Annotated in this window: 27 protein-coding genes and 4 tRNA genes; 13 read left to right on the forward strand and 18 right to left on the reverse strand. The window is 70.1% G+C overall.

The genetic code is table 11. The features are described 5' to 3' along the window. Positions 1-30: 30 nt before the first annotated feature. Both H4N58_RS08620 and H4N58_RS08625 read left to right on the forward strand, forming a co-directional pair. A complete protein-coding gene (locus H4N58_RS08620; RefSeq protein ID WP_167008781.1) occupies positions 31-540 on the forward strand; it encodes a sigma-70 family RNA polymerase sigma factor in 510 nt (169 codons plus the stop codon). Next, entirely contained in the window at positions 537-1277 is a 741-nt protein-coding gene (locus H4N58_RS08625) for an anti-sigma factor (RefSeq protein WP_167008784.1), read from the forward strand. The genes H4N58_RS08620 and H4N58_RS08625 overlap by 4 nt, the downstream gene beginning before the upstream one ends. On the opposite strand, the gene H4N58_RS08630 is transcribed toward H4N58_RS08625, so the two are convergent. After that, a complete protein-coding gene (locus H4N58_RS08630) occupies positions 1224-1625 on the reverse strand; it encodes a hypothetical protein (protein ID WP_167251831.1) in 402 nt (133 codons plus the stop codon). The two genes, H4N58_RS08625 and H4N58_RS08630, sit on opposite strands and share 54 nt — an antisense overlap. Then, positions 1622-3967 (reverse strand): CDP-alcohol phosphatidyltransferase family protein, encoded by a 2346-nt coding sequence (locus tag H4N58_RS08635; protein WP_208322954.1) that lies wholly within the window; start codon positions 3965-3967, stop codon positions 1622-1624. The genes H4N58_RS08630 and H4N58_RS08635 overlap by 4 nt, the downstream gene beginning before the upstream one ends. Before the next feature lie 97 nt (positions 3968-4064). Here H4N58_RS08635 and H4N58_RS08640 point away from each other — a divergent pair, with 97 nt between their 5' ends. From H4N58_RS08640 to H4N58_RS08670, 7 genes are read left to right on the forward strand one after another with little or no spacing between them, the layout of a single operon-like run. Continuing rightward, on the forward strand, positions 4065-5078 hold the full coding sequence (locus tag H4N58_RS08640; protein WP_167251830.1) for a zinc-binding alcohol dehydrogenase: 1014 nt from the start codon (positions 4065-4067) through the stop codon (positions 5076-5078). Then, the gene (locus H4N58_RS08645) at positions 5078-5485 is read left to right on the forward strand and encodes a 6-carboxytetrahydropterin synthase (RefSeq protein WP_167251829.1); all 408 of its coding nucleotides are present in this window, start codon (positions 5078-5080) and stop codon (positions 5483-5485) included. Before H4N58_RS08640 ends, H4N58_RS08645 begins: the two co-directional genes overlap by 1 nt. After that, positions 5482-6504, forward strand: coding sequence for a glycosyltransferase family 4 protein (locus tag H4N58_RS08650; protein ID WP_167008796.1), 1023 nt, complete (start codon positions 5482-5484; stop codon positions 6502-6504). Before H4N58_RS08645 ends, H4N58_RS08650 begins: the two co-directional genes overlap by 4 nt. After that, complete coding sequence (locus H4N58_RS08655; RefSeq protein ID WP_243845169.1) at positions 6501-7451, forward strand: lysylphosphatidylglycerol synthase domain-containing protein; 951 nt, start codon at positions 6501-6503, stop codon at positions 7449-7451. The genes H4N58_RS08650 and H4N58_RS08655 overlap by 4 nt, the downstream gene beginning before the upstream one ends. Further along, positions 7448-8140, forward strand: coding sequence for a RibD family protein (locus H4N58_RS08660; protein ID WP_167008799.1), 693 nt, complete (start codon positions 7448-7450; stop codon positions 8138-8140). The genes H4N58_RS08655 and H4N58_RS08660 overlap by 4 nt, the downstream gene beginning before the upstream one ends. Next, positions 8137-8757 carry a GTP cyclohydrolase II gene (gene ribA, locus H4N58_RS08665; protein WP_167251828.1) on the forward strand — a complete coding sequence of 207 codons (621 nt, stop codon included), beginning with the start codon at positions 8137-8139 and terminating at the stop codon, positions 8755-8757. The genes H4N58_RS08660 and ribA overlap by 4 nt, the downstream gene beginning before the upstream one ends. Positions 8758-8815: 58 nt before the next feature. After that, on the forward strand, positions 8816-10378 hold the full coding sequence (locus H4N58_RS08670; protein WP_167251827.1) for a filamentous hemagglutinin N-terminal domain-containing protein: 1563 nt from the start codon (positions 8816-8818) through the stop codon (positions 10376-10378). Positions 10379-10703: 325 nt separating this feature from the next. Here the strand turns inward: H4N58_RS08670 and H4N58_RS08675 are convergent, their stop codons facing one another. Together H4N58_RS08675 and H4N58_RS08680 are read right to left on the reverse strand one after the other, a co-directional pair. Beyond that, entirely contained in the window at positions 10704-11093 is a 390-nt protein-coding gene (locus tag H4N58_RS08675) for a hypothetical protein (protein WP_208322953.1), read from the reverse strand. Positions 11094-11256: 163 nt separating this feature from the next. Beyond that, a complete protein-coding gene (locus H4N58_RS08680) occupies positions 11257-11577 on the reverse strand; it encodes a hypothetical protein (protein ID WP_167251826.1) in 321 nt (106 codons plus the stop codon). An 85-nt stretch (positions 11578-11662) separates the two neighbouring features. Between H4N58_RS08680 and H4N58_RS08685 the strand changes: the two genes are divergently transcribed. Continuing rightward, on the forward strand, positions 11663-12046 hold the full coding sequence (locus tag H4N58_RS08685) for a hypothetical protein (RefSeq protein WP_167251825.1): 384 nt from the start codon (positions 11663-11665) through the stop codon (positions 12044-12046). Between the two features lie 26 nt (positions 12047-12072). Here H4N58_RS08685 and H4N58_RS08690 read toward each other — a convergent pair whose 3' ends face one another. The 4 genes from H4N58_RS08690 to H4N58_RS08705 all read right to left on the reverse strand — a co-directional run bounded on the left by H4N58_RS08690 (position 12073) and on the right by H4N58_RS08705 (position 12805). After that, on the reverse strand, positions 12073-12216 hold the full coding sequence (locus H4N58_RS08690) for a hypothetical protein (RefSeq protein ID WP_167251824.1): 144 nt from the start codon (positions 12214-12216) through the stop codon (positions 12073-12075). A 289-nt stretch (positions 12217-12505) separates the two neighbouring features. Beyond that, a tRNA-Val gene (locus tag H4N58_RS08695) sits at positions 12506-12580 on the reverse strand. Between the two features lie 39 nt (positions 12581-12619). After that, positions 12620-12690: transfer RNA gene (locus H4N58_RS08700), tRNA-Cys, on the reverse strand. 43 nt (positions 12691-12733) lie between these two features. Then, positions 12734-12805, reverse strand: a tRNA-Gly gene (locus H4N58_RS08705). A gap of 93 nt (positions 12806-12898) precedes the next feature. Here H4N58_RS08705 and H4N58_RS08710 point away from each other — a divergent pair. Further along, the gene (locus H4N58_RS08710; protein WP_167251823.1) at positions 12899-13732 is read left to right on the forward strand and encodes an aminotransferase class IV; all 834 of its coding nucleotides are present in this window, start codon (positions 12899-12901) and stop codon (positions 13730-13732) included. On the opposite strand, the gene H4N58_RS08715 is transcribed toward H4N58_RS08710, so the two are convergent. After that, positions 13674-14345 carry a hypothetical protein gene (locus H4N58_RS08715; protein ID WP_167251822.1) on the reverse strand — a complete coding sequence of 224 codons (672 nt, stop codon included), beginning with the start codon at positions 14343-14345 and terminating at the stop codon, positions 13674-13676. The two genes, H4N58_RS08710 and H4N58_RS08715, sit on opposite strands and share 59 nt — an antisense overlap. A gap of 50 nt (positions 14346-14395) precedes the next feature. On the opposite strand from H4N58_RS08715, the gene H4N58_RS08720 reads away from it, so the two are divergent. Beyond that, a tRNA-Val gene (locus H4N58_RS08720) sits at positions 14396-14467 on the forward strand. A 94-nt stretch (positions 14468-14561) separates the two neighbouring features. On the opposite strand, the gene H4N58_RS08725 is transcribed toward H4N58_RS08720, so the two are convergent. From H4N58_RS08725 to H4N58_RS08760, 8 genes are all read right to left on the reverse strand, one after another. After that, entirely contained in the window at positions 14562-14735 is a 174-nt protein-coding gene (locus H4N58_RS08725; RefSeq protein ID WP_167252063.1) for a helix-turn-helix domain-containing protein, read from the reverse strand. A 119-nt stretch (positions 14736-14854) separates the two neighbouring features. Next, positions 14855-15292 (reverse strand): hypothetical protein, encoded by a 438-nt coding sequence (locus tag H4N58_RS08730; protein WP_167251821.1) that lies wholly within the window; start codon positions 15290-15292, stop codon positions 14855-14857. Positions 15293-15331: 39 nt separating this feature from the next. Next, positions 15332-16168 carry a hypothetical protein gene (locus tag H4N58_RS08735; protein ID WP_167251820.1) on the reverse strand — a complete coding sequence of 279 codons (837 nt, stop codon included), beginning with the start codon at positions 16166-16168 and terminating at the stop codon, positions 15332-15334. A gap of 54 nt (positions 16169-16222) precedes the next feature. Then, complete coding sequence (locus tag H4N58_RS08740) at positions 16223-16465, reverse strand: hypothetical protein (protein ID WP_182397161.1); 243 nt, start codon at positions 16463-16465, stop codon at positions 16223-16225. 115 nt (positions 16466-16580) lie between these two features. Beyond that, positions 16581-17024 carry a hypothetical protein gene (locus tag H4N58_RS08745; RefSeq protein WP_167251819.1) on the reverse strand — a complete coding sequence of 148 codons (444 nt, stop codon included), beginning with the start codon at positions 17022-17024 and terminating at the stop codon, positions 16581-16583. A 12-nt stretch (positions 17025-17036) separates the two neighbouring features. After that, positions 17037-17225, reverse strand: a complete 189-nt coding sequence (locus H4N58_RS08750; protein WP_167251818.1) for a hypothetical protein — start codon at positions 17223-17225, stop codon at positions 17037-17039. 409 nt (positions 17226-17634) lie between these two features. After that, complete coding sequence (locus tag H4N58_RS08755; protein WP_167251817.1) at positions 17635-18144, reverse strand: hypothetical protein; 510 nt, start codon at positions 18142-18144, stop codon at positions 17635-17637. 158 nt (positions 18145-18302) lie between these two features. After that, positions 18303-18929: a CGNR zinc finger domain-containing protein gene (locus H4N58_RS08760; protein WP_167251816.1), complete on the reverse strand. Its 627-nt coding sequence runs from the start codon at positions 18927-18929 to the stop codon at positions 18303-18305. 78 nt (positions 18930-19007) lie between these two features. Here H4N58_RS08760 and H4N58_RS08765 point away from each other — a divergent pair, with 78 nt between their 5' ends. Further along, entirely contained in the window at positions 19008-19349 is a 342-nt protein-coding gene (locus tag H4N58_RS08765; RefSeq protein WP_167251815.1) for a VOC family protein, read from the forward strand. A 696-nt stretch (positions 19350-20045) separates the two neighbouring features. On the opposite strand, the gene H4N58_RS08770 is transcribed toward H4N58_RS08765, so the two are convergent. Further along, the gene (locus H4N58_RS08770; protein WP_208322952.1) at positions 20046-21248 is read right to left on the reverse strand and encodes an MFS transporter; all 1203 of its coding nucleotides are present in this window, start codon (positions 21246-21248) and stop codon (positions 20046-20048) included. Positions 21249-21293: the final 45 nt, after the last annotated feature.

Raw genomic sequence — 21293 nt, forward strand, 5'->3', positions numbered from 1 at the left:
CCCCAGGACGTGGTAGAGGGCGGAGGTGTCATGTCCGAGAGCCCCGACGCGGTGATGGAGCGGCTCCACGACGCCCATGCGGAGGCGCTGTGGCGGTTCTGCCTGCGTCTGACCGGGTACGACCGGGCACGGTCGGAGGATGTCGTCCAGGAGACCCTGCTCCGCGCCTGGCGTGCAGCGCCGACGCTCGAGCGCTCTCAGGGCTCGGTGCGCGCGTGGCTGTTCACCGTGGCGCGCAACATCGTCATCGACGACTGGAGGGCGAGGAAAGTGCGAGGTGAGGTCGTCGTCGCGGACGTGCCCGACGCCGGCGAGTCGGATCGTACGGACCAGCTCTTGACCTCCTGGATGGTCGCCGATGCGCTGACACAGCTGTCGGACGAGCACCGCGCCGTCCTTGTGGAGTGCTACTTCCGGGGCGCGTCGGTCGCCGATGCCGCCACGCGCCTCGGGGTGCCGACCGGGACCGTGAAGTCGCGCACGCACTACGCTCTGCGGGCCTTGCGCCTCGCGCTCGAAGAGAGAGGGGTGACGGCATGACGTGTCCCTACGAGCATCTCGACGGTGCGTACGTCCTGGGATCGCTGTCCACCGCGGACCGGCTCGAGTTTGAGAACCACCTCGCGGGGTGCGAGGCGTGCCAGCAGGCGGTCCAGGAGCTCGCCGGACTTCCCGGGCTGCTGTCGAAGGTGCCCGTCGACGTCTGGGACCCGCCCGAGACGGACGAGCCCTTGCCCGAGAGCCTGCGGCCGACCGTCCTGGCGCTCGCCGCACGGCAGCGGCAGCGGCGTCGGTGGGTGAGCGTCGGCATCGCCGCAGCCGCTGCGGTCGCGGTGGTGGCCGGCGGCTTCGCGGCCGGGGCGCAGTGGGGGAGCCGCGACGAGCCCGCTGCGCAGAACCCCCCGACGAGCCAGCCCACCACCGAGCCGACGAGCCAGCCCACCACCGAGCCGACGGGCACGCCGATGGTGCCGGCCGAGGAGGAGACCTCGATGACGGCGCAGCTCGCGCTGAGCACCGTCGCGTGGGGGACGAAGCTGGCGCTCACCTGCAGCTATCCGACGGCAGGACCGTACGAGGGCGAGTACGGCGGTGCGGCGACGTACGCACTGGTCGTCCTCACCCGCGACGGACAGGAAGAGCATGTGGCGACGTGGCGGGGGCTGCCGGGCAAGACGATGCACCTGACGGCAGCCACCGCGACGCCGCGTGCCGACATCGCGTCAGTGGAGGTGCGCGACGCCGACGGATCCGCCGTGCTGCGTACCCCCGCGTGAGAGGTAGCCCTCGCGTGAGGCGGCGGCGACGGCGAGGATCACGGCGAGCACCTCGCTGATCGCGGCCACCCATGCGTACCAGCTCCAGCCGGTCTCGACGCCGAACAGGCCGACCGTCGCAGAGATCAGGAACGCCACGAGCGTCGCGAGGCCGAAGCCGGCGGTGAGGAACAGCGGGATCCAGTGCTTCCAGGTCACGAGCAGGACGGCGATCACGACACCGGCGACGACGTTGACGACGAACAGGCCGCCGACCGTCCCTTGGTCCTTGACGCCGTCCAGCCACAACCGCAGGTGGACGACTGCGGAGACGAGCACGGTGAGTGCTGCGACGATGCGAATGTTCATGACGGGTTCCTTCCCTCGAGGCTGAATGTTCTGAGGAACGTGTTGCGGAAGCGGTCCATCGGCCAGACGGGCGCGTCCGGAGCGGGGAGAAGCCCGGGCCGCCAGTCCCACCCCGTGATCGCGCGGAGGACCTGGGGGTCCTGCGCGATCACGGAGACCGGGACGTCGCGCCCGGGGTCGCGGCCGCTCACGGAGCGGTGCGGCTGGTGGTCCCCGAGAGCGATGACCACCAGATTCGGGTCGCGGTAGTGGTCCAGGTAGGAGACGAGCGCCTGCCAGCTGTAGACGATCGAGCGGCCGTAGAGCTCTCGGACCCGGTCGGGATCACCGACGGCCTGGCGGGGTGACAGGCCCTGGGACGGCATGTCGTCGAAGACCGAGCCGTCGCCGACCTCGTCCCAGCCGACCATGCGGGGGAGCGGGGTCCACGGGTGGTGGCTGGAGACGAGATCGATCTCCGCCATCACCGGTCGGCGATCCTTGCCTGCCAGCTCGAGGCGGTGCAGCGCGGCGAGCACGTACTGGTCGGGCATCGTCGCATAGCTGAACGCGGGGCCGCGATAGCCCACGTCCGCTGCGCCGTACAGCCGGTCGACGCCGTAGAAGCGCGCGCCCTGCGGCCACGGCCGCGTCGTGGCAGGTGCGTCGAGCACCGTGCGCCATCCGGCGCGGCCGAACGCCGCGCTGAGCGTGAGGCGCCGCGTGCTCAACAGCTGGTCGTAGCGCTGCTGGCTGTCGACCCAGAGCCCGGACTGCATCGTGGCGTGGGCCAGCCAGCTCCCTCCGCCGAAGGTCGGCGAGGTGAGGTACGCGCTGCGCGTCGCATACCCGGCCGCCGTGAGGCGCTGTGTCCCCCGGACCAGCGCCGAGGACACCGCCGGCGAGAAGCGGGAGCCCTCGACGGCGACGCGGCCGTAGCTCTCGACGAAGACGAGGAGCACATCCTTGCCGCGCAGGGCGGTCAGCAGCCGGTCGGGTGGGACGTTCGCGTACGGATCGTGGCGGATCGCCGCACCGAACGCCTTGCGGTCAGCGAGGTCCGCGCGCAGGCGCGTGACCTGGTCGTATGCGGCCGTGGTCGTCGAGGCGGTCGCGACACCGGCGCCGCCGGGGATCCGCGCACCCGTCACGGTCGCGCCCACCCAGAGCAGCGCCATGAGCGCAGCGACACCGAGCGCCAGCGCTCGCCGTCCGCGGGCCACGCGGGCCAGGCGCAGCAGGCTCCACGGCAGCGTCACCGCGAGCGCGACGACGGCCAGCACGAGTGCGGCGACGGCGCCCACCGCCGCGGCTCTGCCGATCGAGTCCACGAGCACGCCGAAGCCGGGCCCGAGGTAGTAGCCGTCGTTGAGCAGGTCGAACGGGCGGTCGAAGACGCCCCAGAACACCCCTTCGAGGACCTTGAGCAGGACCACGACAGCGATCACGAGCCCAGCGCCGACCGCGGCTGCTCGGGCGGCGCGGGGCGGGACCAGCACCGCCAACCCCAGGAGCACCGCCCCCTCCAGCGGGACGCGCAGCAGGCTCGAGGCAGACAGATCGGTCGCGCGGTCGGGAAGGACGAGCGCGGCCCAGACGACGAGGGCTGCCGCCGCCGTCGCTGCCGGTGCGACGACTGCCGGCGCGGGACGGGCCGTACGACCGCGGGCGCGGTGCCGCCACAGCCAGCGCACCTGCCACCCGAACGACTCGGAGAGAAGAGCGAGCGCCGCGACCAGCACGCCGAGCGCGACCGTACGGGGCAGCACTCCCGCGACGACGACGGTGAGGGCGACACCCTGGACAGCCGCCACGACCTTCGCCCACGGGCGTACGGGGGTCGGCTCACGCAGCCAGGGGAGGACGGCCGCCGCGGCCAGCAGGAGGTAGCGCGCCGCCCCGATCACCAGGACCCAGGCAACGGACCAGCCGAGGGACCGGACGACGGCCACGCTCAGCACGAGGACGAGCAGCGCATCGACCTCCATGTCGAACCGGGCGCCGAGGGTGCTCACGGTGCCGGTACGGCGCGCGACGCGGCCGTCGACGAGATCGAGCACGAGGGCGAGTGCCGCGAGGCTGACGAGAACGACGAGGGCGCGACCCCGCAGATCCGTACCGACGGCGAGCGCGGCCACCGCCACGGTGAGGACCGAGCGGGAGAGCGTGACCGCGTTCGCGGACCCGAACCGCCGCGTCCGCGTCCGTACGAGAGCGCGGCCCAGCAGGACGGCGACCCCGACCGCCAGGACGCCGCCGCCGACCCAGCCCACCTCGCTGAGCCCGACCCGCAGGTCGAGCAGCACGACCATCAGCAGCGATGCGGTCAGGCCGACCCACGGCCAACGTTGAACCTCCGGCACGGCTCCTCCGTGTTCCTCGGTACATGACCAGAAACGGTCGCGATGACGGATCGGTTCAATCGGGCGGTGTCCAGCAGGGCAAGGGAGGTTCCCTCCGGTGACGAAGCAGGCGCAGGCGTTCTGGGTGCGCAAGCCCGGTGTCGGAGAGCTGCGCGACGCCCGCCTGCGCGAGCCTGGAGCCGACGAGGTCCTCGTGCGTACGCTGCGCTCGGGCATCAGCCGGGGCACCGAGGCCTTGGTGTTCGGGGGACGGGTCCCGCCCGATCAGTACGCGACCATGCGCGCCCCCTTCCAGGAGGGCGAGCTCCCCGGCCCCGTGAAGTACGGCTACCTGAACGTCGGCGTCGTCGAGCGCGGGCCCAGCGAGCTGCAAGACCGGACGGTCTTCTGCCTGTACCCGCACCAGACCGCGTATGTCGCGCCCGCTGCGGCCGTCGCCGTCGTCCCCGAGGGCGTGCCGCCGCAGCGGGCCGTCCTCGCCGGGACGGTGGAGACGGCGGTGAACGCCCTCTGGGACGCGCGCCCGCTCATGGGGGACCGGATCGCTGTCGTGGGCGCCGGGATGGTCGGGTGCTGCGTCGCTCGACTCCTCGCCCGCATCCCGGGCGTCGAGGTCACGCTCGTCGACACCGTTGCGGACCGGGCGTCGACGGCCTCGGCGCTGGGAGCAGGGTTCGCGGCACCGGACGCGGCGGGCGGCGGGTACGACCTCGTCCTCCATGCGAGTGCCACCGCCGCTGGACTCCAGTGCGCTCTCGACCTCCTTGCGACGGACGGCACCGTCGTCGACCTCAGCTGGTACGGCGACACATCCGTCGAGCTGCGTCTCGGCGGCGCTTTCCACTCCCGACGGCTGAGCATCCGCTCCAGCCAGGTCGGAACGGTCTCACCCGCGCGCGCCCACCGGCGCTCGACGCAGGATCGTCTCCGCCTTGCCCTCGAGCTGCTGCACGACGACGCGTTCGACGTGCTGCTGACGGGCCGCTCGCGGTTCGAGGACTTGCCGGTGACGATGGCGCGCCTGGTCTCCGGGGCAGGCGCGCCGTTGTGCCACGTCATCGAGTACGCCAGCGTCGATCGCGCGAGCGTCGACCAGATCGGCGGCGCGTGATGTTCGCCGTGACGGTCAGTGACCACGTCATGGTCGCCCACAGCCTGCGCGGGGCGGTGTTCGGTCCCGCCCAGCGGCTGCACGGCGCGACCTATGTCGTCGAGGCGACCTTTCGTGCCGCGACGCTCGACGACGACGGGGTGGTCGTGGACCTCGGTCGTGCCGCCGAGGTGCTGCACGCGGCGCTCGCGGCGCTGAACTACCGCAACCTGGACGACGAGCCGGAGCTCGCCGGGACCAACACGACCACGGAGGTCCTGGCCCGGCTGCTCGCCGACCGGCTGGCGCTGCAGGTCGCGGACGGTGCGCTCGGCCGCCCCGGGGCGGACCTCGACGGGCTCGTCGTGACCCTGCGCGAGTCGCCGACCGCGTGGGCCACGTACGAGCGAGGGCTGGACGTGCCATGACCGTCGTCCACCTCGTCGTCCCCGACGGTATCGACGACCCGCACCGACCGAGCGGGGGGAACGTGTACGACCGTCGGCTGGCGGGCGCGCTCGAGGCCGGCGGGTGGTCGCTGCGCGAGCATCCGGTGCGAGCACCGCTCGGCGAGGTCCTCGCGTCGATCCCGGACGGGAGTCTCGTGCTCACCGACGGGCTCGTCACGCGGGGGGCCGGTGCCGTCGTCGGCGCGAACGCCAGCCGTCTGCACGTGGTGGTGCTGCTGCACGAGCCGATCGGGCCGGACGGCGACGAGCGCGCGGTGCTCGCGTCCGCTGCCGCCGTGGTGACGACGAGCCAGTGGACGGCCGACCGGATCACCAACGTGTACGGACTCGCTCCCCAGCACCTCCACGTGGCGTGGCCGGGGGTCGACGAGTCGCTTGCGCATCGGGGGACGGAGGACGGGGGCCGCCTCCTGTGCGTCGGTGCGGTCTCGGCGGCCAAGGGCCAGCACGATCTCGTCGATGCGCTCGGGTCGTTGACGGACCTGGCGTGGGGGTGCCGCATGGTCGGCTCGCGGGATGTGGAGCCTCCGTACAGCCGAGCGGTCATGCGCCGCAGCGGCGAGCTCGGGCTCGGCGGGCGTGTGACCTGGACCGGACCGCTCAGAGGTGACCGGCTCGCCGCCGAGTACGCCTCCGCCGATCTGCTCGTCCTGCCCTCGCGCGCCGAGTCGTACGGGATGGTGGTCACCGAGGCGCTCGCCCGCGCGGTGCCGGTGGTCGCGGCTTCGGTCGGTGGCGTCGAGGAGGCACTCGGATGCACGGCGGACGGAGCGGCGCCGGGCCTGGTCGTCGACGCGGCCAACCCGGTGGCGCTCGCCCACGCACTCCGGAGCTGGCTGACCGACGTCGGCCTGCGCACGTGGCTGCGGCGGCACGCGCGGGCACGGCGGGACACGCTCTCGACGTGGGACGCGACCGCGGAGACCGTCTCCACCGTCCTCGAGGGCGTTCAGCGCCGAGGGGCGGTGCCGTCGTGAGGCGGGCGGCGCTCATCCTCAAGCCCCTCGTCCCGGCGGCGGTCCTCGTCGTGGTCGTCGCCCACGTCGGTACGGTCCCTTTCCTCGACGGCTTCCGCGCCACGACGCAGTCGTCGGCGGCGCTTGCCGGGGTGTTCGCCGCGCTCGTCCTCACGGCGCTGAGCACGGTCTGCGCCGCGCGGCGCTGGCAGGTCGTGTCGCGTGAGCTCGGGGCCTCGATCCGTCTCAAGGACGCCGTGGTCGCGTACTACCGCTCCCAGATCCTCAACGTGACCCTTCCGCTCGGGGTCGCGGGCGACGTCCATCGAGGGCTCGTCCACGGCCGCGACACCGACGACACCGCTCGTGGCCTTCGTACCGTCGCGTGGGAGCGGTTCGCGGGGCAGGCCGTGTGCGTCGTGGTCGCGGCCGGCGTGCTCGTGGCGGTGCCGTCCCCGCTGCGGTCGGCACTCGGGGCCGTACTCGTCGTCGGCGCAGCCGTCGTCTGTGCGGTGCTCGTGACTGCCGCGGCGGTCGTCGCCGTACTGCCCGGCTCCTGGCGCGGCGTCCTCGCCGGCGACGTACGCCGGGTGTTGCACCGTCCGTCGCCCACCGTGCAGCTCGTCGGGCTGTCGGTCCTCGCCTTCTGCGGGCACGTGGCCGTCTTCCTCGTCGCCGTCCGGATCGCCGCGCCGCAGGTCGCCGCGACGGACGCGCTGCCGGCCGCCCTTCTCGTCCTGCTCGCCGCGTCCGTCCCGATGAGTCTCGCGGGTTGGGGTCCCCGCGAGGGCGTCGCCGCCTGGGCGTTCGCGGCGGGCGGGCTCGGCGCGAGCCAAGGGGTCGAGGTCTCCGTCGTATACGGGCTGCTGGCGCTCGTCGCGACGGCTCCCGGGATCGCCGTCCTCCTCAGCGATGCACGCGGGCGGATCCGCCCGGGCCCTTCTCCGATGACGGGAGCGGTGCGATGAACGAGGTCCCGTACACGATCCTGTCGTGCGCAATCACGCTCGACGGCTACCTCGACGACGCAGGGGAGCACCCGCTGCACCTGTCCGGACCGGCGGACGTGGACCGTGTCGACGGCATCCGCGCCGAGAGCGACGCGATCCTCGTCGGCGCGGCCACCGTACGCAACGACGACCCGCGCCTGCTCGTCCGCGCGCGGGAGAGGATCGACGGTCGCCGTCGACGGGGAGCCACCGACTCACCGAAGAAGGTCACCGTGAGCGGGCATGTCAAGCTCGATCCGGCCAGCGCGTTCTTCACCACCGGCGACGTCGAGAAGCTCGTCTACTGCCCGAGCCTGCGGGTCGACGAGGGACGCCAGGCGTTCGGCGACCTCGCCACCGTCGTCGACGGCGGCGAACCGGTCACGATGCGCCACGTCGCGGAGGACCTGTACGAGCGGGGGGTGCGGCGGCTGATGGTCGAGGGCGGCGCGACCGTCCACACGCAGTTCCTCACCGAGGGGATCGCCGACGAGCTCCAGCTGGTCGTCGCCCCCTTCTTCCTCGGTGACCCACGGGCACGACGCTGGGTCGACGAAGGGGACTACCCCTGGGGCAACGAGCATCGTGCACGCCTGGTGGAGACGAGGACGCTCGACGACGTCGTGCTCGTCCGCTACGCCTTGTCCGAGCGGGGTGAGGCGGCGTGAGCGGCAGGCCCCCGCCCGCGGGCGTCCGCGCACGCGTCCCGGTCCCGCTGGCGCTCCCGGACGGCACGACCGTACGCGGCCGCCTGGTGACCTTCGAAGGCCTCGTCGACGGACGCGAGCACCTCGCCGTCGAGCTGGGTGACCCCGACCGCGAGCCACCTCTCGTACGCCTGCACAGCGAGTGCCTGACCGGCGACGTGCTCGGGAGCGAACGGTGCGACTGCGGCGCGCAGCTCGCGGAGGCGCTCGCGCAGATCTCCGCTGCCGGGGGAGTGCTGCTCTACCTGCGGCAGGAAGGCAGGGGGATCGGGCTCTACGCGAAGCTCGACGCGTACCTCCTGCAGGACGCCGGCCTCGACACGTACGACGCGAACGTCGCGCTGGGCTTCGGCGCGGACGAACGCGACTACACGGTCGCCGCGCAGATGCTCGGTGCGCTCGGTCGTACGTCCGTGCGCCTGCTGACCAACAACCCGGACAAGGCGGACCAGCTCGTACGGCTCGGGATCGACGTGGTCGCGTGCGTCCCGACCGGGGTGCACCGGCGAGACGCGAACGTGCGCTACCTCGAGGCGAAGGCCCGCCGCGCCGCGCACACGATCGAGGTGGCCCGCTGACGCGGGTGGGCGTGCAATCCCCGCCCGTACGGGCGGCTGCGTCGCTACGGTTCGCGGCATGCGACGCGTCGTGGTTCTCGCCAGCTCGGTAGCCGTCCTGCTCGGCGGCATCTCGGCCCCGGCCGAGGCCGCTGCGGTCCTGCCGACCGGGTTCACCCTCGTCTCCGGCAGCGTGGGTGCCTCGTACGACTCCACGACGCTGACGCTGACCCAGACGTCCGCGACCGCGATCGTGCACGTCCAAGCCGGCGACGTCGGCGCCGGGAACACCCTGCGCATCACGCAGCCGTCGGCCGACAGCCGGCTGCTCCTCAGGGTCGTGGGCAACGCCGTCTCCGCCGTCGCCGGTGCGATCGAGGCCGACGGGCAGCTCGTGCTGGTCAACCCTTCGGGGATCGTTCTCGCGAGGGGGGCGTCCGTTCGGGCTGGCGGCGTCGTCCTGAGCAGCATGGACGCGCCGAATGTGCAGTTCCTCGCGGGCGCGCCGACGTTCGCCACGGGCACAGCGACGGGGCCGGTCACGAACCAGGGCCAGGTCGAGAGCCGCGGCATCGCAGCGATGCTCGGATCCTCGACCGTGACGAACGATGGACAGGTCGTCGCGCCCGACGGCACCATCGGGTTGGTGTCGTCGAGCAGCGTCGGTGTGACCCTGACGGCGCGCGGGGCCGACGCGATCACCCCTGCGCCGTCGGCAGGAGCCCTGCCGGAGGGCACGGCGCGCAACACGGGCGTCCTCGACGCGCGCCGCGGCGTCGTTCGCCTGCACAGCGATCGTGCCTCCGCAGCGACCGCGTCAGCCGGTGTCGTCCTCGCCGCCGACAGCGCGCTCACCGTTCACAGCCTCCGCGTCGACGGCGTCGAGCTCGGTGCGCTTCGCGTGTCGTGCGCGCTCGGCGGAACGCTGCGGGCCGGCGTGACGATGAACGGGATCCCGCGGGGGCCAGGTGCCGTGACGTCGATCGGAGGTGTCTCCCACACCTACCGCACGGCGACGGGCGCATTCGACGCCCAGAAGGTCCTGTCCGTCTCGCCGCTGCTGCCGCCGGGCGCCTCGTACGGACCCGGGTCGACGTCCTGCTCGGCAGGCGTGCTGAACGCGCCGATCCTGCGGGTTGCGGGGACGCCGGCGGTCGGCCGACGGCTGTCGGTCACGGGACGCTGGGGGCCGGTCCCGGTTCGGCTCGCCTACCAGTGGTTGCGCGACGGTGCGGTGCTTCCTGGCGTGACCGGCGCGACGTACGTGCCCCGCGCATCGGACCGGGGTCATCGCCTCAGCGTGCGCGTCACTGGCAGCCGCGCGGGCTACGAGACGGCCACGCGGACGAGCAACGCTGTGAGGATCGCCGCCGGAATGCTGACGGCACCGCGTCCCCAGGTCGCCGGCAAGGGCAAGGTCGGGCGGCGACTCACCGCGAAGGCAGGCCATTGGGGACCGGGCACGGTGACGCTGCGTTACCGCTGGTTCCGTGATGGTGATCCGATCAGGCGCGCCACGAAGCGTCACTACCGCGTGAAGAAGGCGGACGCGGGCCACCGCCTCACCGTCCGCGTGACCGGCGCGAAGACCGGGTACGGCACCGCCGTACGGAAGAGCCGAGCCGTCCGGATCACGCGGTAGGCGTCAACAATCCCCGCTGTGGGGAGCGCTACGGCGTCGCACGCGTGCGTTGTGCCAGCGCACCCGGGTGCGCAGGTCTCAGCGCCTTCCGCGCGCGCCCTTCGTGGCACCGGAGCCCGGGACGGTCGTGGGGAACGTGCAGGCGTGGGGTCGTGCCTGGAGCGCGACGGAGACCCGTTGGCGGCCAGTTCGGCTCGAGGAAGGCCAGCGCTGCAACGGCTTCGCGATGCGTTACCGCCGCCTGTTCGTGGCGGCGTACGCCTCGGGCCAGAGCATCTTGCTCCAGGTCGGGGGTCACGCACGGGCCACGAGGCGGGTGGGCTGCCTACACAGTCGGGGTCGGCTCGGCGGCGGTCTCGCCGCAGGCGGCGCAGAGCGTCCGGTACCAGTGGTCGCTGGCACTGCGCCGTCCTGGCGCTCCACAGCTCTCGCAGGTCCTCGAGGAGCGCTTCTCCGCCGAGGCGATCAGCGCGCGGAACTCGTCATCGACGGCGCGGTGGTCCTCGCAAGGCTCGGCGTAGTAGCGCAGCGACCCGTACTTCTGCTTGACCTGTCGCAACTCGTACTCCGGGCACACGGCGGCGAGATCGGCGTCGAGCGCGGCGAGCAGCGGGAACCAGCCGCGGTCGCAGTCGATCCACTGCCCCCATCCGTCCGGGAAGCGCTGGAGCAGGGCACTGAGGGCGTCTTCGGGGAGGTGGCCGCCGTCATCCATGCGCTCGATTGTGCGCCACTGCCGCCGGAAGGCGGAAGGTGCACCTTCACCGTGTGCTGGCCCTCAAGGTCCGTCGCGGGCGACCCATCCGCGTTCGGTGAGGACCGCGATGGGGCGGAGTGCAGCCTGCTTGGTGAGGAACGTGGAGGACGCAAGCTTGCAGTCACTGGAGCGCGCGCTCGACGACGTTGTCCACGCCGCATACGAGGCGTACCCGGACGTTCGCCCCGACAGTGAGCTCCACGGACACCCGCGCGCGCGTATCGGCACCTACGCGCACGCCTTCCAAGCCCTCGCGGACCACGACGTGTCGATCATCCTGCGCGGGCTGGACTGCAAGCGGCAGCGAGCTCGCTACGTACGGCCTGACCCGCCGCACGAGGTCGTCCTGCAGCACGTGATGGAACGCGTGAACGCGTACGCGAAGGACAGAGGCGAGTGCGTGCTTCTCATCGCCGATGAAGTCCACGAGCACGAACGCCACCGCGCGAACCTCCGTGACTTCCGGTCACTCGGAACGCCTGGCTACCGCAGCTCAAAGTTGCCGGCCATCGTGGACGCGATTCACTTTGCGCCCTCCTGCTTCAGCAGACTCCTCGGGGCACCATCCGCTCGGCGCTCTGCTCTACACCGATCAGCGCGTCGCTTGGCGAGCAGGGCCGTACGGCCAGACAGGCATCGACGTCTTGCACGGCTCGTACACGATCGAGCGGCTCGACGACAAACTCGGCGCATTTCTGCTGACCGTCAAGGCCGACGAGTCCGTCGCCGGGTTCCAGCCTGCTCAACTCATCCTGCCGATCGCGATCGAAGTTGAGTACCTGGCCGCGAACATCGCCCACGCGACGGGCTCGCCCTGGGAGTACCACGAGGCGTTCGTCGAACTTGACGGACTCTCGCTCATCGCCGACCCCTCGCCGAGATACGCCGGCCTGCTCATGGCAGCGATCTAGAGCCGCTGCACGTCGCCCGCGTCCACTCACACGTACGGCACCTCTAGCCGCTCGTCGTCGACCGCCACACACACGTGCTGCCCGCGCCACCGGATCGCCGGCGCGCGGACCCACGACACCCTGTCGAGCTCGAAGTGGAGCCACACCATGACGGGCACCGGATCGCGCATGGACAGGATGCGCCGGACGTTGCCCGTGGCCGTTGCGATCCCTCAGCGGCCACGACTCGATACGCACCTGCCACGCCGAACGGGCAGGCGGGTCCGGCGCCGAGTGGTAGGGGCAGGGTGCGGGTCATCTGCGCCTCGGTGTTCGCGTGGCGAGTGTCACGGTCACGCCATTGCCCATGCCAGGGACGACGTGGGCGACAGCGGCTCCATTGCCCACGTGCTGTCCATACGGGGGAACGAGAAGGCCCCCGATCCTGCGTTTCCGCAGGTCAGGGGCCGTTTCCATTTCTGGTGGGCGATACTGGGTTTGAACCAGTGACCTCTTCCGTGTCAGGGAAGCGCGCTACCGCTGCGCCAATCGCCCGTGAGCCCGAGGGACTCGTCAGGAGCGTGAGCCCCATCGAGGTGGAGACGGGATTTGAACCCGTGTAAACGGATTTGCAGTCCGTTGCCTCGCCTCTCGGCCACTCCACCGGACATCTAGGATGTCTGAGAAGGGGCCCTGGGACCCACTCCGAGCGGACGACGGGATTCGAACCCGCGACCCTCACCTTGGCAAGGTGATGCTCTACCACTGAGCCACGTCCGCGCTTTCCGGGCTTCCCCGGTGCGAGAGAAACATTAGCGGATGGGGTGAGGGCGTCCAAACGGGGGGTACCCCTCGGCGCGTTAACGTGGTCACATGCGCGCGTGGATCAACGGAAGAACACTGGAATCACCGGACCAGCCAGCCCTCAGAGTCCTCGATCACGGGCTCGTCGTCGGCGACGGAGTCTTCGAGACCGTGAAGGTGGTCGACGGTCAGCCGTTCGCCCTCACGCGACATCTCGAACGACTCGCACGCTCGGCGGCCGGTCTCGGGATCGGCGAGCCTGACCTCGACCTCGTACGGGCGGGGGTGGAGGCGACCGTCGAAGGGCAGGAGCTGCCGTTCGGCCGCATCCGCATCACGATCACGTCCGGGCCGGGCCCGCTCGGCTCGCCGCGCGGGAACCAGGGGCAAACTCTCGTCGTCGTCACCGAGCCTGCAGCCCGCCCCGAGTCCACGACCGCGATCGCGACCGTGCCGTGGGTACGCAACGAGCGGGGTGCCCTCAGCGGCCTCAAGACGACCTCGTACGCGGAGAACGCGCTCATGGTCGAGTATGCCCTCCGACAGGGCGCGTCGGAGGCTGTGATGGCCAACACCGCCGGTCTGCTGTGCGAGGGCACGGGCTCCTGCATCTTCTACGTGCTCGACGGGCAGCTCGTGACGCCGACGCTGGAGTCGGGTTGCCTGGCCGGCGTTACGCGCGCTCTCGTGCTGGAGTGGTGCCGCGATGAGATCGACGTGGTGGAGCGGGACGAGCCGATCGAGGTGCTGCAGCGGGCCGAGGAGATCTTCCTCGCAGGGACGACCCGCGACGTCCAGGGCATCCATCGCGTGGACGACCGACCGCTCGCGGCGCCCGGCCCGGTCACGTCGCTGGCTGCGTCGATCTTTGCGCAGCGCTCGAAGGAGCAGGTCGACCCGTGACGGGCTCCTCGTGCACGCGGCCGCTCCGCACGGCCGCGTGCACGAGGAGCGCGCCGATGACGGCGCCGAGCGAGCCGAGCGAAAGGTCGCCAAGGGTGTCGGTGTAGGCCGTCTCGAGCTCGGGGGAGTGGCGGACGAACGCCACGTACTCGCCGAGCTCCCAGCCGATCGCCGTCACCGGACCGAACGCGAGAGCCCGCTCGACGACAGCGCCGAGCGCGGCGTCACGCGGGAGGGTCAGGACGACGAATCCGGCGGTGAGCAGGCCCCAGTTCATGAAGTGCATCCAGTCGTCGAACCACCGGACCGAGTCGAACAAGTCCAGCCGGTTGCCGAGGGTGTCGGTGAGCCAGGGGAGGGTGACCAGGAGGTCGCCGAGCCAGGGGTACGCCCGTCCGCGCGGGCGCCACAGCCACCACCAGAGCAGCGGGACGATGGCAGCCCCGAGCGGGTAGGCCACCGCGCGGAAGCCCATCGCCTTGTCCCGAAGGTTGCCCAGATCGGGGTAGGCGACGGCGACGACGAGGAGGACGACGAGGAGGATCTTGGCGGCGACGTCGAGCGTCGCCACGAGCGGGCGCGACGACGTCGACCCGGTTTGCGGAGTGGCCATGCGCGTACGCTAGTCTCTGTGAAGTCCCTGCTGAGACGGGACGGCACAGCGGGCGATTGGCGCAGTGGTAGCGCGCTTCGTTCACACCGAAGAGGTCACTGGTTCGAACCCAGTATCGCCCACCCTCGACATACAGCCTCTGACCTGCAGGAATGCAGATCAGAGGCTGTTCTCGTTCCGAGGTTGCATCGGATATGCATCGGATGTACCCGGTTCTCATTCGCCTGCTCTGGCGCTCGGGATGCGACGCCCAGACGCCTCGAGGTCGTTGAGACGAACCCGAATGGACCGCGGCCCGAAACGGTAGGCCGGCAGGGTTCCGGCTGAGATCCGACGGCGAAGGGTCTTCACGGATTGGCCGACGATGTCTGCCGCATCGGTGAGTGACAGGTACGGGTTGTCGTCAGTGGGGTGGTGAGCGGTTGGCCATGGCCCGACTCCTTCTTGCGTCGTGGCGGGTGGGTCTTGTCTCGTAGGTGGTCATGACGCGCCAGTGGGGATCACGGCGTTCACGTCTCGAGACCGCGACCTCCGCGACGGGCCTCGGGCCGGTGGATCAGGGCGGAGTGAAGGTCGACCCGGGTCGGCCCTGGGGTCGCGGCCGGAGCTGTGGCGTGGGGACGTAGTCGTTCTCGCACGGTGCGGACCACGGCGAGGTCGGTGGCCGTCGCTACCGGAACGAATCGTTCCCGCATCGGCTGGACGAGGTCTCCACCGCGCCCGACCAAGCGGGGCAGCGTGACGCGCTTGACGAAGGAGCCGCGCTCGATGCCGTGCTCGACGACGTCGGCGATCCGGTCGTCGAGCCGGTTGAACAACAACTGGAAGCCGGAGAGGACACGTGGCTCGACGATCGTGTGCCGGGTCAGCGCGCGCACGCGTGCGACGACGTGGGGCGCCCTCGGCGGCCGCGAGGCCGCCCTTGCCGACGAGCCCGGTGATCTCACGGAGTTGCTGCTGGATCAGGAAGTAGATCTCTGCCCGGTTCACCCACTTGTCGCCAGACGCGGATCGATCCGCGCGGCGAAGGGGGTCAGGTGGTGCGAGCGGAGTCGTTGGGAGTCCACGACCAGGCGCAGGTTGATCGCGGAGGGCGTGGACCTCATCCGGATCACCAGGTTGTGCTCGGCCTGCAACACGCCCACGATGCCGGGCCGGACCGGGTCGGGGAGGACCTTCGTCTTGGGCCGCCAGCCCAGGTGGTCGACGGAGTAGTCGGGTTGGCCGAGGTTGACGTCGAGCGCCGCCGCGAGCGACGCCCAGCCCAGGCGCGGGCCATCTTGCAGCGGCTCCCAGCCGGGGATCATCGTGTAGCGCCGATCCAGTACCACCAGGGCTTGGGTCAAGGCGGCGATGTCGCCGACGAGGGCCTGGGCCTGGTTGGCGGTCATGCGTACGGCGGTCTCGATCGAGGTGTCGTGCTCGGCGAGTGCCGCTGCTCGTGCTGCTTGCCGCCAGTGCTCGACCATCGCGTTGGGATGCGGGGTCGTCAGTGCCTCGGACGTCGCGATGTGCGCCGACGACTGCCGCGTGGCGACGTCGATCGCGCGTGCGAGCTCGCCCGCCGCTGTCAGCGGTCCCGATACGCCGACGGATCGGAAGGGGTTCGGATCCGCCGCTGGCAGGTTGGAGAAGACGACGGGCCGTGCTGCTCGCATGGCCTGGTTCATCCAGACGAGGACGCTCTGCCGGTACTCGCGGATGCGGCCTCCGAGCTCGGCTCGCGATTCCCGGGTCGGCCCCCCGAGCTTCTGCTGCACCCGGTGCTGTCTCAGTAACGCCGCGAGCTCCTCGCGCATGGCGGCGCCGGCCTCGCCGTACATCACACACCTCCACGACCGAGGCGTCGTCGAGCATGACCAGGACGAGTTCGAGGCTCAGTGGATCGACGCCGCGTCGCTGGAGTTCCTCGATCGCGTCCGTCGCGCCGGCGAGCAGGTTGCGCGGTCCGCCGACGTTCCATCGGAGTGGATGGCAGGGGAGTCGTCGGCGTGGATGCGGTCCAGCTCGATGAGCACGTGCTCGTAGGCCGACGAGGCATCGATCGAGGAGGCCTGATCGGCGAGCGCGGCGAGGGACGACCTCGCGCGAGCCAGGGTGAGCGCGTGGGGGAGAAGCACGACCGGCTCCTTCCGTGGGTTGCTTCGATGGTTGTTCGTCCAGGTCCCACTGAGCCTGGCGGGTCGATGCCTTTGGATGGCTACGCCCGCATTGAGGCCATGGGGCGTTGGTGGCTCAATCGGACGGCGTCTGGCTCACCTGTGCTTCGATGCGGCGTCGCCGCAGCACGTCCGCGCGAACGAACGCCTCAAAGTGCCGGTCGCGGTCCTGGATTGCGACCCAGTCGCGCAGCCGGCGCCGGGCGTCGTTGAAGTCGCGCCGCCAGGAGTTCGGTGCGGACGGTGATGCCGTCTGGTGGTAGCAGCTGAGCCAGTGCGTATGGAGGGCCGAGAGTTCCCAGACCAGCTCGTCGTGGAGGTAGTAGAACGGCGGAACGATCGAGGGCGGCAGCCCGTGGCTGTCCTTCAGCCACTTCACCCATTGATCGAGGTCGTGCCACTCGTAGTGGGCTTCGTCGGCGGTCAGTTGGTTCCAGTTGATCGGCGCCGGAAGCTCGTCGCGGAGGAGGTTGAGGGGCGTCGTCGAGCCGGGAGCTTCGTCCTCGGCGTAGGTGTCCATAACGCGCCTGGGTCAGAGGCCGACCGCGGGGCTGGGCAGCCCGCTGGTTGGCTGCAGGGGCGACTCGACCGAGTTAAGACGGCGGCGCTGGACCCGGTAGGCCGTCTTGGTGGCGTTGTGTCCGATCGTGCGGGCGACGAACTCCTCACGGATCTCGCCGGTGCGCTCGGCCTCGAACTCATGGATGTGACCGCTGGCCACGAACAAGTCCCCGCGGCGGAAACTGCGTAGAGCTCACGAGCGGTGCTCTCGAACGCGACCATGTCGTGGAAGGTCGGGTCGAGCTTGATGAAGCCCCCGTCAACATCCTTGCGCCACTGCTCCACCCCGACGCGAAGACGGCAGCACTCCGCACCGGCGCCGCCGGTGAAGTGCAACTCGGGCGACGAGGCGACGAAGCCGACCAGGCTCGTCTGGGTTGGAATGGACATTACTGGCTCCTCCCTGCGAGCAGCCCTGGTCCTGTGGGCTGCGTTCACCAGGTAGGTGCGCTCCGCGTGCCGGTCCTACGGTCACCTAGAGATTCGGCCGGCCGACGGACATAGGCGGGGGAAAGACCTACCTGGTCGAGGGCACTACTCGCGGCAGATGACGCGGATCCTCGAGGTGCTTAGTCGTCTGACGCAACAAGCAGGGTGAGCAGCGCAGTGGCGCGATCGATGACCACGAACTCATGGAAGCCCGCGTGCCCAACGACCCACCCCCAGTCGTGCTCGGCGGTCTCTCCGAGGTCAGTCAGCCGAAGGATCGAGTCACCGTGCAGTCTCGCCAGAACCTCTGCACCCAACTTCGCTTCAACCTCTGACCCATCTTCGTGAGGAACGACCCAGCCAGCGACCCAGTTTCGGAGTTCCTGACGGGCAGCGTTGGCGGAAACGGGCTCGAACTGGCCTGGTGTGATCGCTTCCAGCTGGTACGGGCCGTGCAAGGCGTGGTGCGTCTGCTCGGTCGGGTCTTGACCGGCGTAGTGGTCGTGATACTGCTCGTGCCGGAGCAGGTCACGAAGCACGAGGTAGTCCGATACTTCAGGTCGGATGCTGAAGAGCTTCAGATCGACCCAAGTGTTGTTCGGCCGAAAGTGCACAAGGTCGTGGCTCACGAACGTGACCGACTCGGACATGGGCGAAGTCTCGCACCGCACTCTCGTCGGCATGAGTGTGCAACTCGAGGGCGCGCCGACAGGCGGACGCGTATCGCGACTCGCGCGGATCGCGGCGTGAGCGGGCCGGTCATGGTAACTGCGGCGAGCCGTCGGGTTTGATCGAAGATCCGCCCAACTCAGCGTGACGGAGGCACGCTCTGGTCTCGAGCCGCGCTGTTGCGGATGTAGAACGTCCGCGCCTTGGCACGATTGCCGCAGATATCCATGGAGCACCACGACCTCTGCCTGTTACGAGAGTGGTCATAGAAGGCCCACCGACAACTCGCATCCCGACAGGCCTTGAGTCGGCTCCAGGTCCCTGCGGCAGTGGCCTCGGAGACGACGGAGAGCAGCGTGGCGAGGGCTGCCTCCACTGGCTCCTGCGCGGCGGGGACCAGGCGAGGCTGGCCGCCAGCGAGGTCGAGGACCAGCGTTAGGCCGATCGAGACCTCTGCGAACCGCGCTCGTGCTGCGGGGTCGAGCCCGTCAGGACGCGCGCCGACGACCGCCTCGCCGTTGTTGTCGGCAATGCTGGCCCGCAGCCCTTCGCGCACTAGCTCCGCCCGACGGCGCTGGGAGTCGCTGACGTGGCAGTCCCCGGGAGCCAGACCTCGGGCGCTCAACCAGTCTCGCAACTGCTCGGGTGTCCCGATGTCGTCGCGGTCCTCGCGACGGGTGTTGATGAACTCTTCGACGAGCCGAAGCGGCCCCGGAGCCGTGCCAACAGGATCGTTGTCGGGACGGCGGGCAACATCTGACTCCATGCACGGAGTCTAACTGGCTATTGCCGATAGATGGTGATTGAACTAGCGTAAGGCGTTCACTGGTTAGATTGGAGAGCAATGAGCATCCGTATCGGAAACGTCTGTATCGACACGAACGACCTGTCGCGGGGGACCACCTTCTGGCAGGCGGTTACGGGATACCAGGTCGCGTCCTCGGACGAGGCGACCACCTATCTCGAAGACCCGGACAAGCGCGGAGTCGGCTTGTCCCTCCAAGCGGTGGGTGAGCGTCGAACAGGCAAGAACCGCCTGCATCTGGACCTGTTCACCGACGACCTCGTCGGCGAAGTGGACCGACTTCGTGGGCTCGGGGCGACCGAGGTGCGCCGGTTCGACGACGAGGGGTGGGTCGTTCTCGCAGACGTCGATCAGAACGAGTTCTGCGTCGTCGCGGTCTGAGCTCTCAGTCGAGGGCTTCGTGTCCGGGCCGCCTCACCCGGCGGCCCGGACCCGAGTCCGATCGAGGATCCACGCGCGACCGGAAGTGGGCGTGCCGCGTGAGCGGTCCTGGGCACACTCGATCATTGGAGGTCCGTGGCGTTGCCAAACGCTCAGCAAGTGGCCCGAGGTGGGCCGTCAACTCCGGTGGCTCGTGCGCTTGGAACGCTGTGCTGGGAATGCGAAGCTCGTGGTGGCCACATCGATCGCGAGATCGCCCATGTGTCGGACCCGGTGACACGAGGGCCGCTGTGATCGTCGATCGGCTGCACTGCCCGGTGGTGCGAACGATCCGCTCGGCCCCGATTTGCGCGCCGACCCTGCACGTGAATCGCTTAAGGACAATCAGGCGACGTCGAGATCGCCCCGCGAGCTATGTCCGCGGAGGTCCAGATCCGGAGGAGTACGGGGTGCAATGCTGGGACCCGCTGCGCGTGCACGGCGTGAGCCGCCGACGCGGTAGACGCGCCACTCGCGATCCACAGCCAGCCGATGAGGCGCCGATGCCGGCCCAAGGGGACCAGCGGTACGGCTCGGTCGGAGCGCACGCCCGTGGCGCCGAAGTGCGGGTTGTCGTCAAACCGCAGACGCATTGACATCGGGCTCGCTCTGCGGTGAGCCGCTCATCAACTGATGCCCTGTCCCGGACGCCTGCAGCTACTTGTCGGTGGTGCGAGTGGCAATGGTTACCAGCAGCGCCGCGCCAATGGCGACGGCGCCGGCGACGGTGACGCCCGTCCAGCCGATCAACGACATCAGGACGCCGCCGAGCGCCGCCCCCGCGGTGCCGCCGACGAAGTAGACGGCCATGTAGGCACTGTTGAACTGGGCGGGACGGGTCGGATCCAGGCTGAGTACTCGGGACTGGTTCGCAACCTGGGCAGCGAACAGACCGGCATCGAACAGCGCCAGCGAGACGAGCAGCAGCGGAGTCGTCTCGAGGCTGAACCCCATCACCAAACTGCATGCACCAGCTAGAAGGAGACCCGAGAGTACGACTCTCGCCGAGCCGACGCGGTCTGCCAGTCGGCCGGAGATGCGGGTGGCGAGAACGCCGAGCAGCCCGGCTAGCGAGTAGAGCCCAATGGTGCCGGGTGACAACGAGTGGGGTGGGCGCGCGAGCGCGAGCGATAGCCCGACCCAGACCAGGCTGAACGAGAAGAACCACAGCGCTCCCGAGACGGCAGAAAGGCGGAGCGCACGGTTTGTCCACGCCAGCCGCGGCAACGAAGCCACCACGTTGGCGTATCCCTTCGAAGGGGTCAGGGAATCGCGCGGTAGCGTCGTCAGAGCACCCACGCCGAGGAGCACGCTGACGACGGCGAAGTCGGCGAGCATCATCCGCCACCCCACCCACTCCGCCAGAGCACCACCCACGATCCTTCCCAGAACGATCCCGGCGGATATCCCCGCCGTCACCGTGCCGACCGCGCGGCCGCGGCGCGAGACGTCCGTGTACCTCCCAACGAGGCTGGTCATCTGCGCACCGGTGCTCGCGCACAGGCCGGAGACGAACAGTCCGAGTCCGAGCATCACGGGCCCGGACGCCACGGCGGCCAATGCCAGTGCGCCACCGAGCACAGCCAGGTGGGACGCGATCAGTCGGTTCGAACGCGACCGGTCGGCGAGCGGGACTAGCAGCACCAGGCCAAGAAAGTAGCCCGCGATCGGAAGACCAGCGACCACACCCACCACCGAGAGTGACGAGTCGATGTCGTCCGCCACCGTAGGCAGCACGGGCTGCAGCACATAGCTCGTCGAGGTGGCGACCGCCGCGGCTAGCGTCAACACGCCGATAGCGAAGCCGCCGAGACGACGGCTCGGATTGGACAGCTGCAGAGCCGAGGAAATCTGGGTCACGCGAGGACGATAAGAGTGGTGGACAGGCTAACGCTGGCGCAAAAC

It is taken from the genome of Mumia sp. ZJ1417 (genome assembly GCF_014127285.1).
In the GTDB taxonomy this organism is placed as follows: Bacteria; Actinomycetota; Actinomycetes; order Propionibacteriales; family Nocardioidaceae; genus Mumia.

Bases quoted from the DNA above. Each gene is read 5' to 3' on its own strand.
- H4N58_RS08620 (WP_167008781.1), top strand. From the start codon at position 31: ATGTCCGAGAGCCCCGACGCGGTGATGGAGCGGCTCCACGACGCCCAT.
- H4N58_RS08625 (WP_167008784.1), top strand. From the start codon at position 537: ATGACGTGTCCCTACGAGCATCTCGACGGTGCGTACGTCCTGGGATCG.
- H4N58_RS08630 (WP_167251831.1), bottom strand. From the start codon at position 1,625: ATGAACATTCGCATCGTCGCAGCACTCACCGTGCTCGTCTCCGCAGTC.
- H4N58_RS08645 (WP_167251829.1), top strand. From the start codon at position 5,078: ATGTTCGCCGTGACGGTCAGTGACCACGTCATGGTCGCCCACAGCCTG.
- H4N58_RS08650 (WP_167008796.1), top strand. From the start codon at position 5,482: ATGACCGTCGTCCACCTCGTCGTCCCCGACGGTATCGACGACCCGCAC.
- H4N58_RS08660 (WP_167008799.1), top strand. From the start codon at position 7,448: ATGAACGAGGTCCCGTACACGATCCTGTCGTGCGCAATCACGCTCGAC.
- H4N58_RS08670 (WP_167251827.1), top strand. From the start codon at position 8,816: ATGCGACGCGTCGTGGTTCTCGCCAGCTCGGTAGCCGTCCTGCTCGGC.
- H4N58_RS08675 (WP_208322953.1), bottom strand. From the start codon at position 11,093: ATGGATGACGGCGGCCACCTCCCCGAAGACGCCCTCAGTGCCCTGCTC.
- H4N58_RS08690 (WP_167251824.1), bottom strand. From the start codon at position 12,216: ATGCGCGATCCGGTGCCCGTCATGGTGTGGCTCCACTTCGAGCTCGAC.
- H4N58_RS08710 (WP_167251823.1), top strand. From the start codon at position 12,899: ATGCGCGCGTGGATCAACGGAAGAACACTGGAATCACCGGACCAGCCA.
- H4N58_RS08715 (WP_167251822.1), bottom strand. From the start codon at position 14,345: ATGGCCACTCCGCAAACCGGGTCGACGTCGTCGCGCCCGCTCGTGGCG.
- H4N58_RS08735 (WP_167251820.1), bottom strand. From the start codon at position 16,168: ATGTACGGCGAGGCCGGCGCCGCCATGCGCGAGGAGCTCGCGGCGTTA.
- H4N58_RS08745 (WP_167251819.1), bottom strand. From the start codon at position 17,024: ATGGACACCTACGCCGAGGACGAAGCTCCCGGCTCGACGACGCCCCTC.
- H4N58_RS08755 (WP_167251817.1), bottom strand. From the start codon at position 18,144: ATGTCCGAGTCGGTCACGTTCGTGAGCCACGACCTTGTGCACTTTCGG.
- H4N58_RS08760 (WP_167251816.1), bottom strand. From the start codon at position 18,929: ATGGAGTCAGATGTTGCCCGCCGTCCCGACAACGATCCTGTTGGCACG.
- H4N58_RS08765 (WP_167251815.1), top strand. From the start codon at position 19,008: ATGAGCATCCGTATCGGAAACGTCTGTATCGACACGAACGACCTGTCG.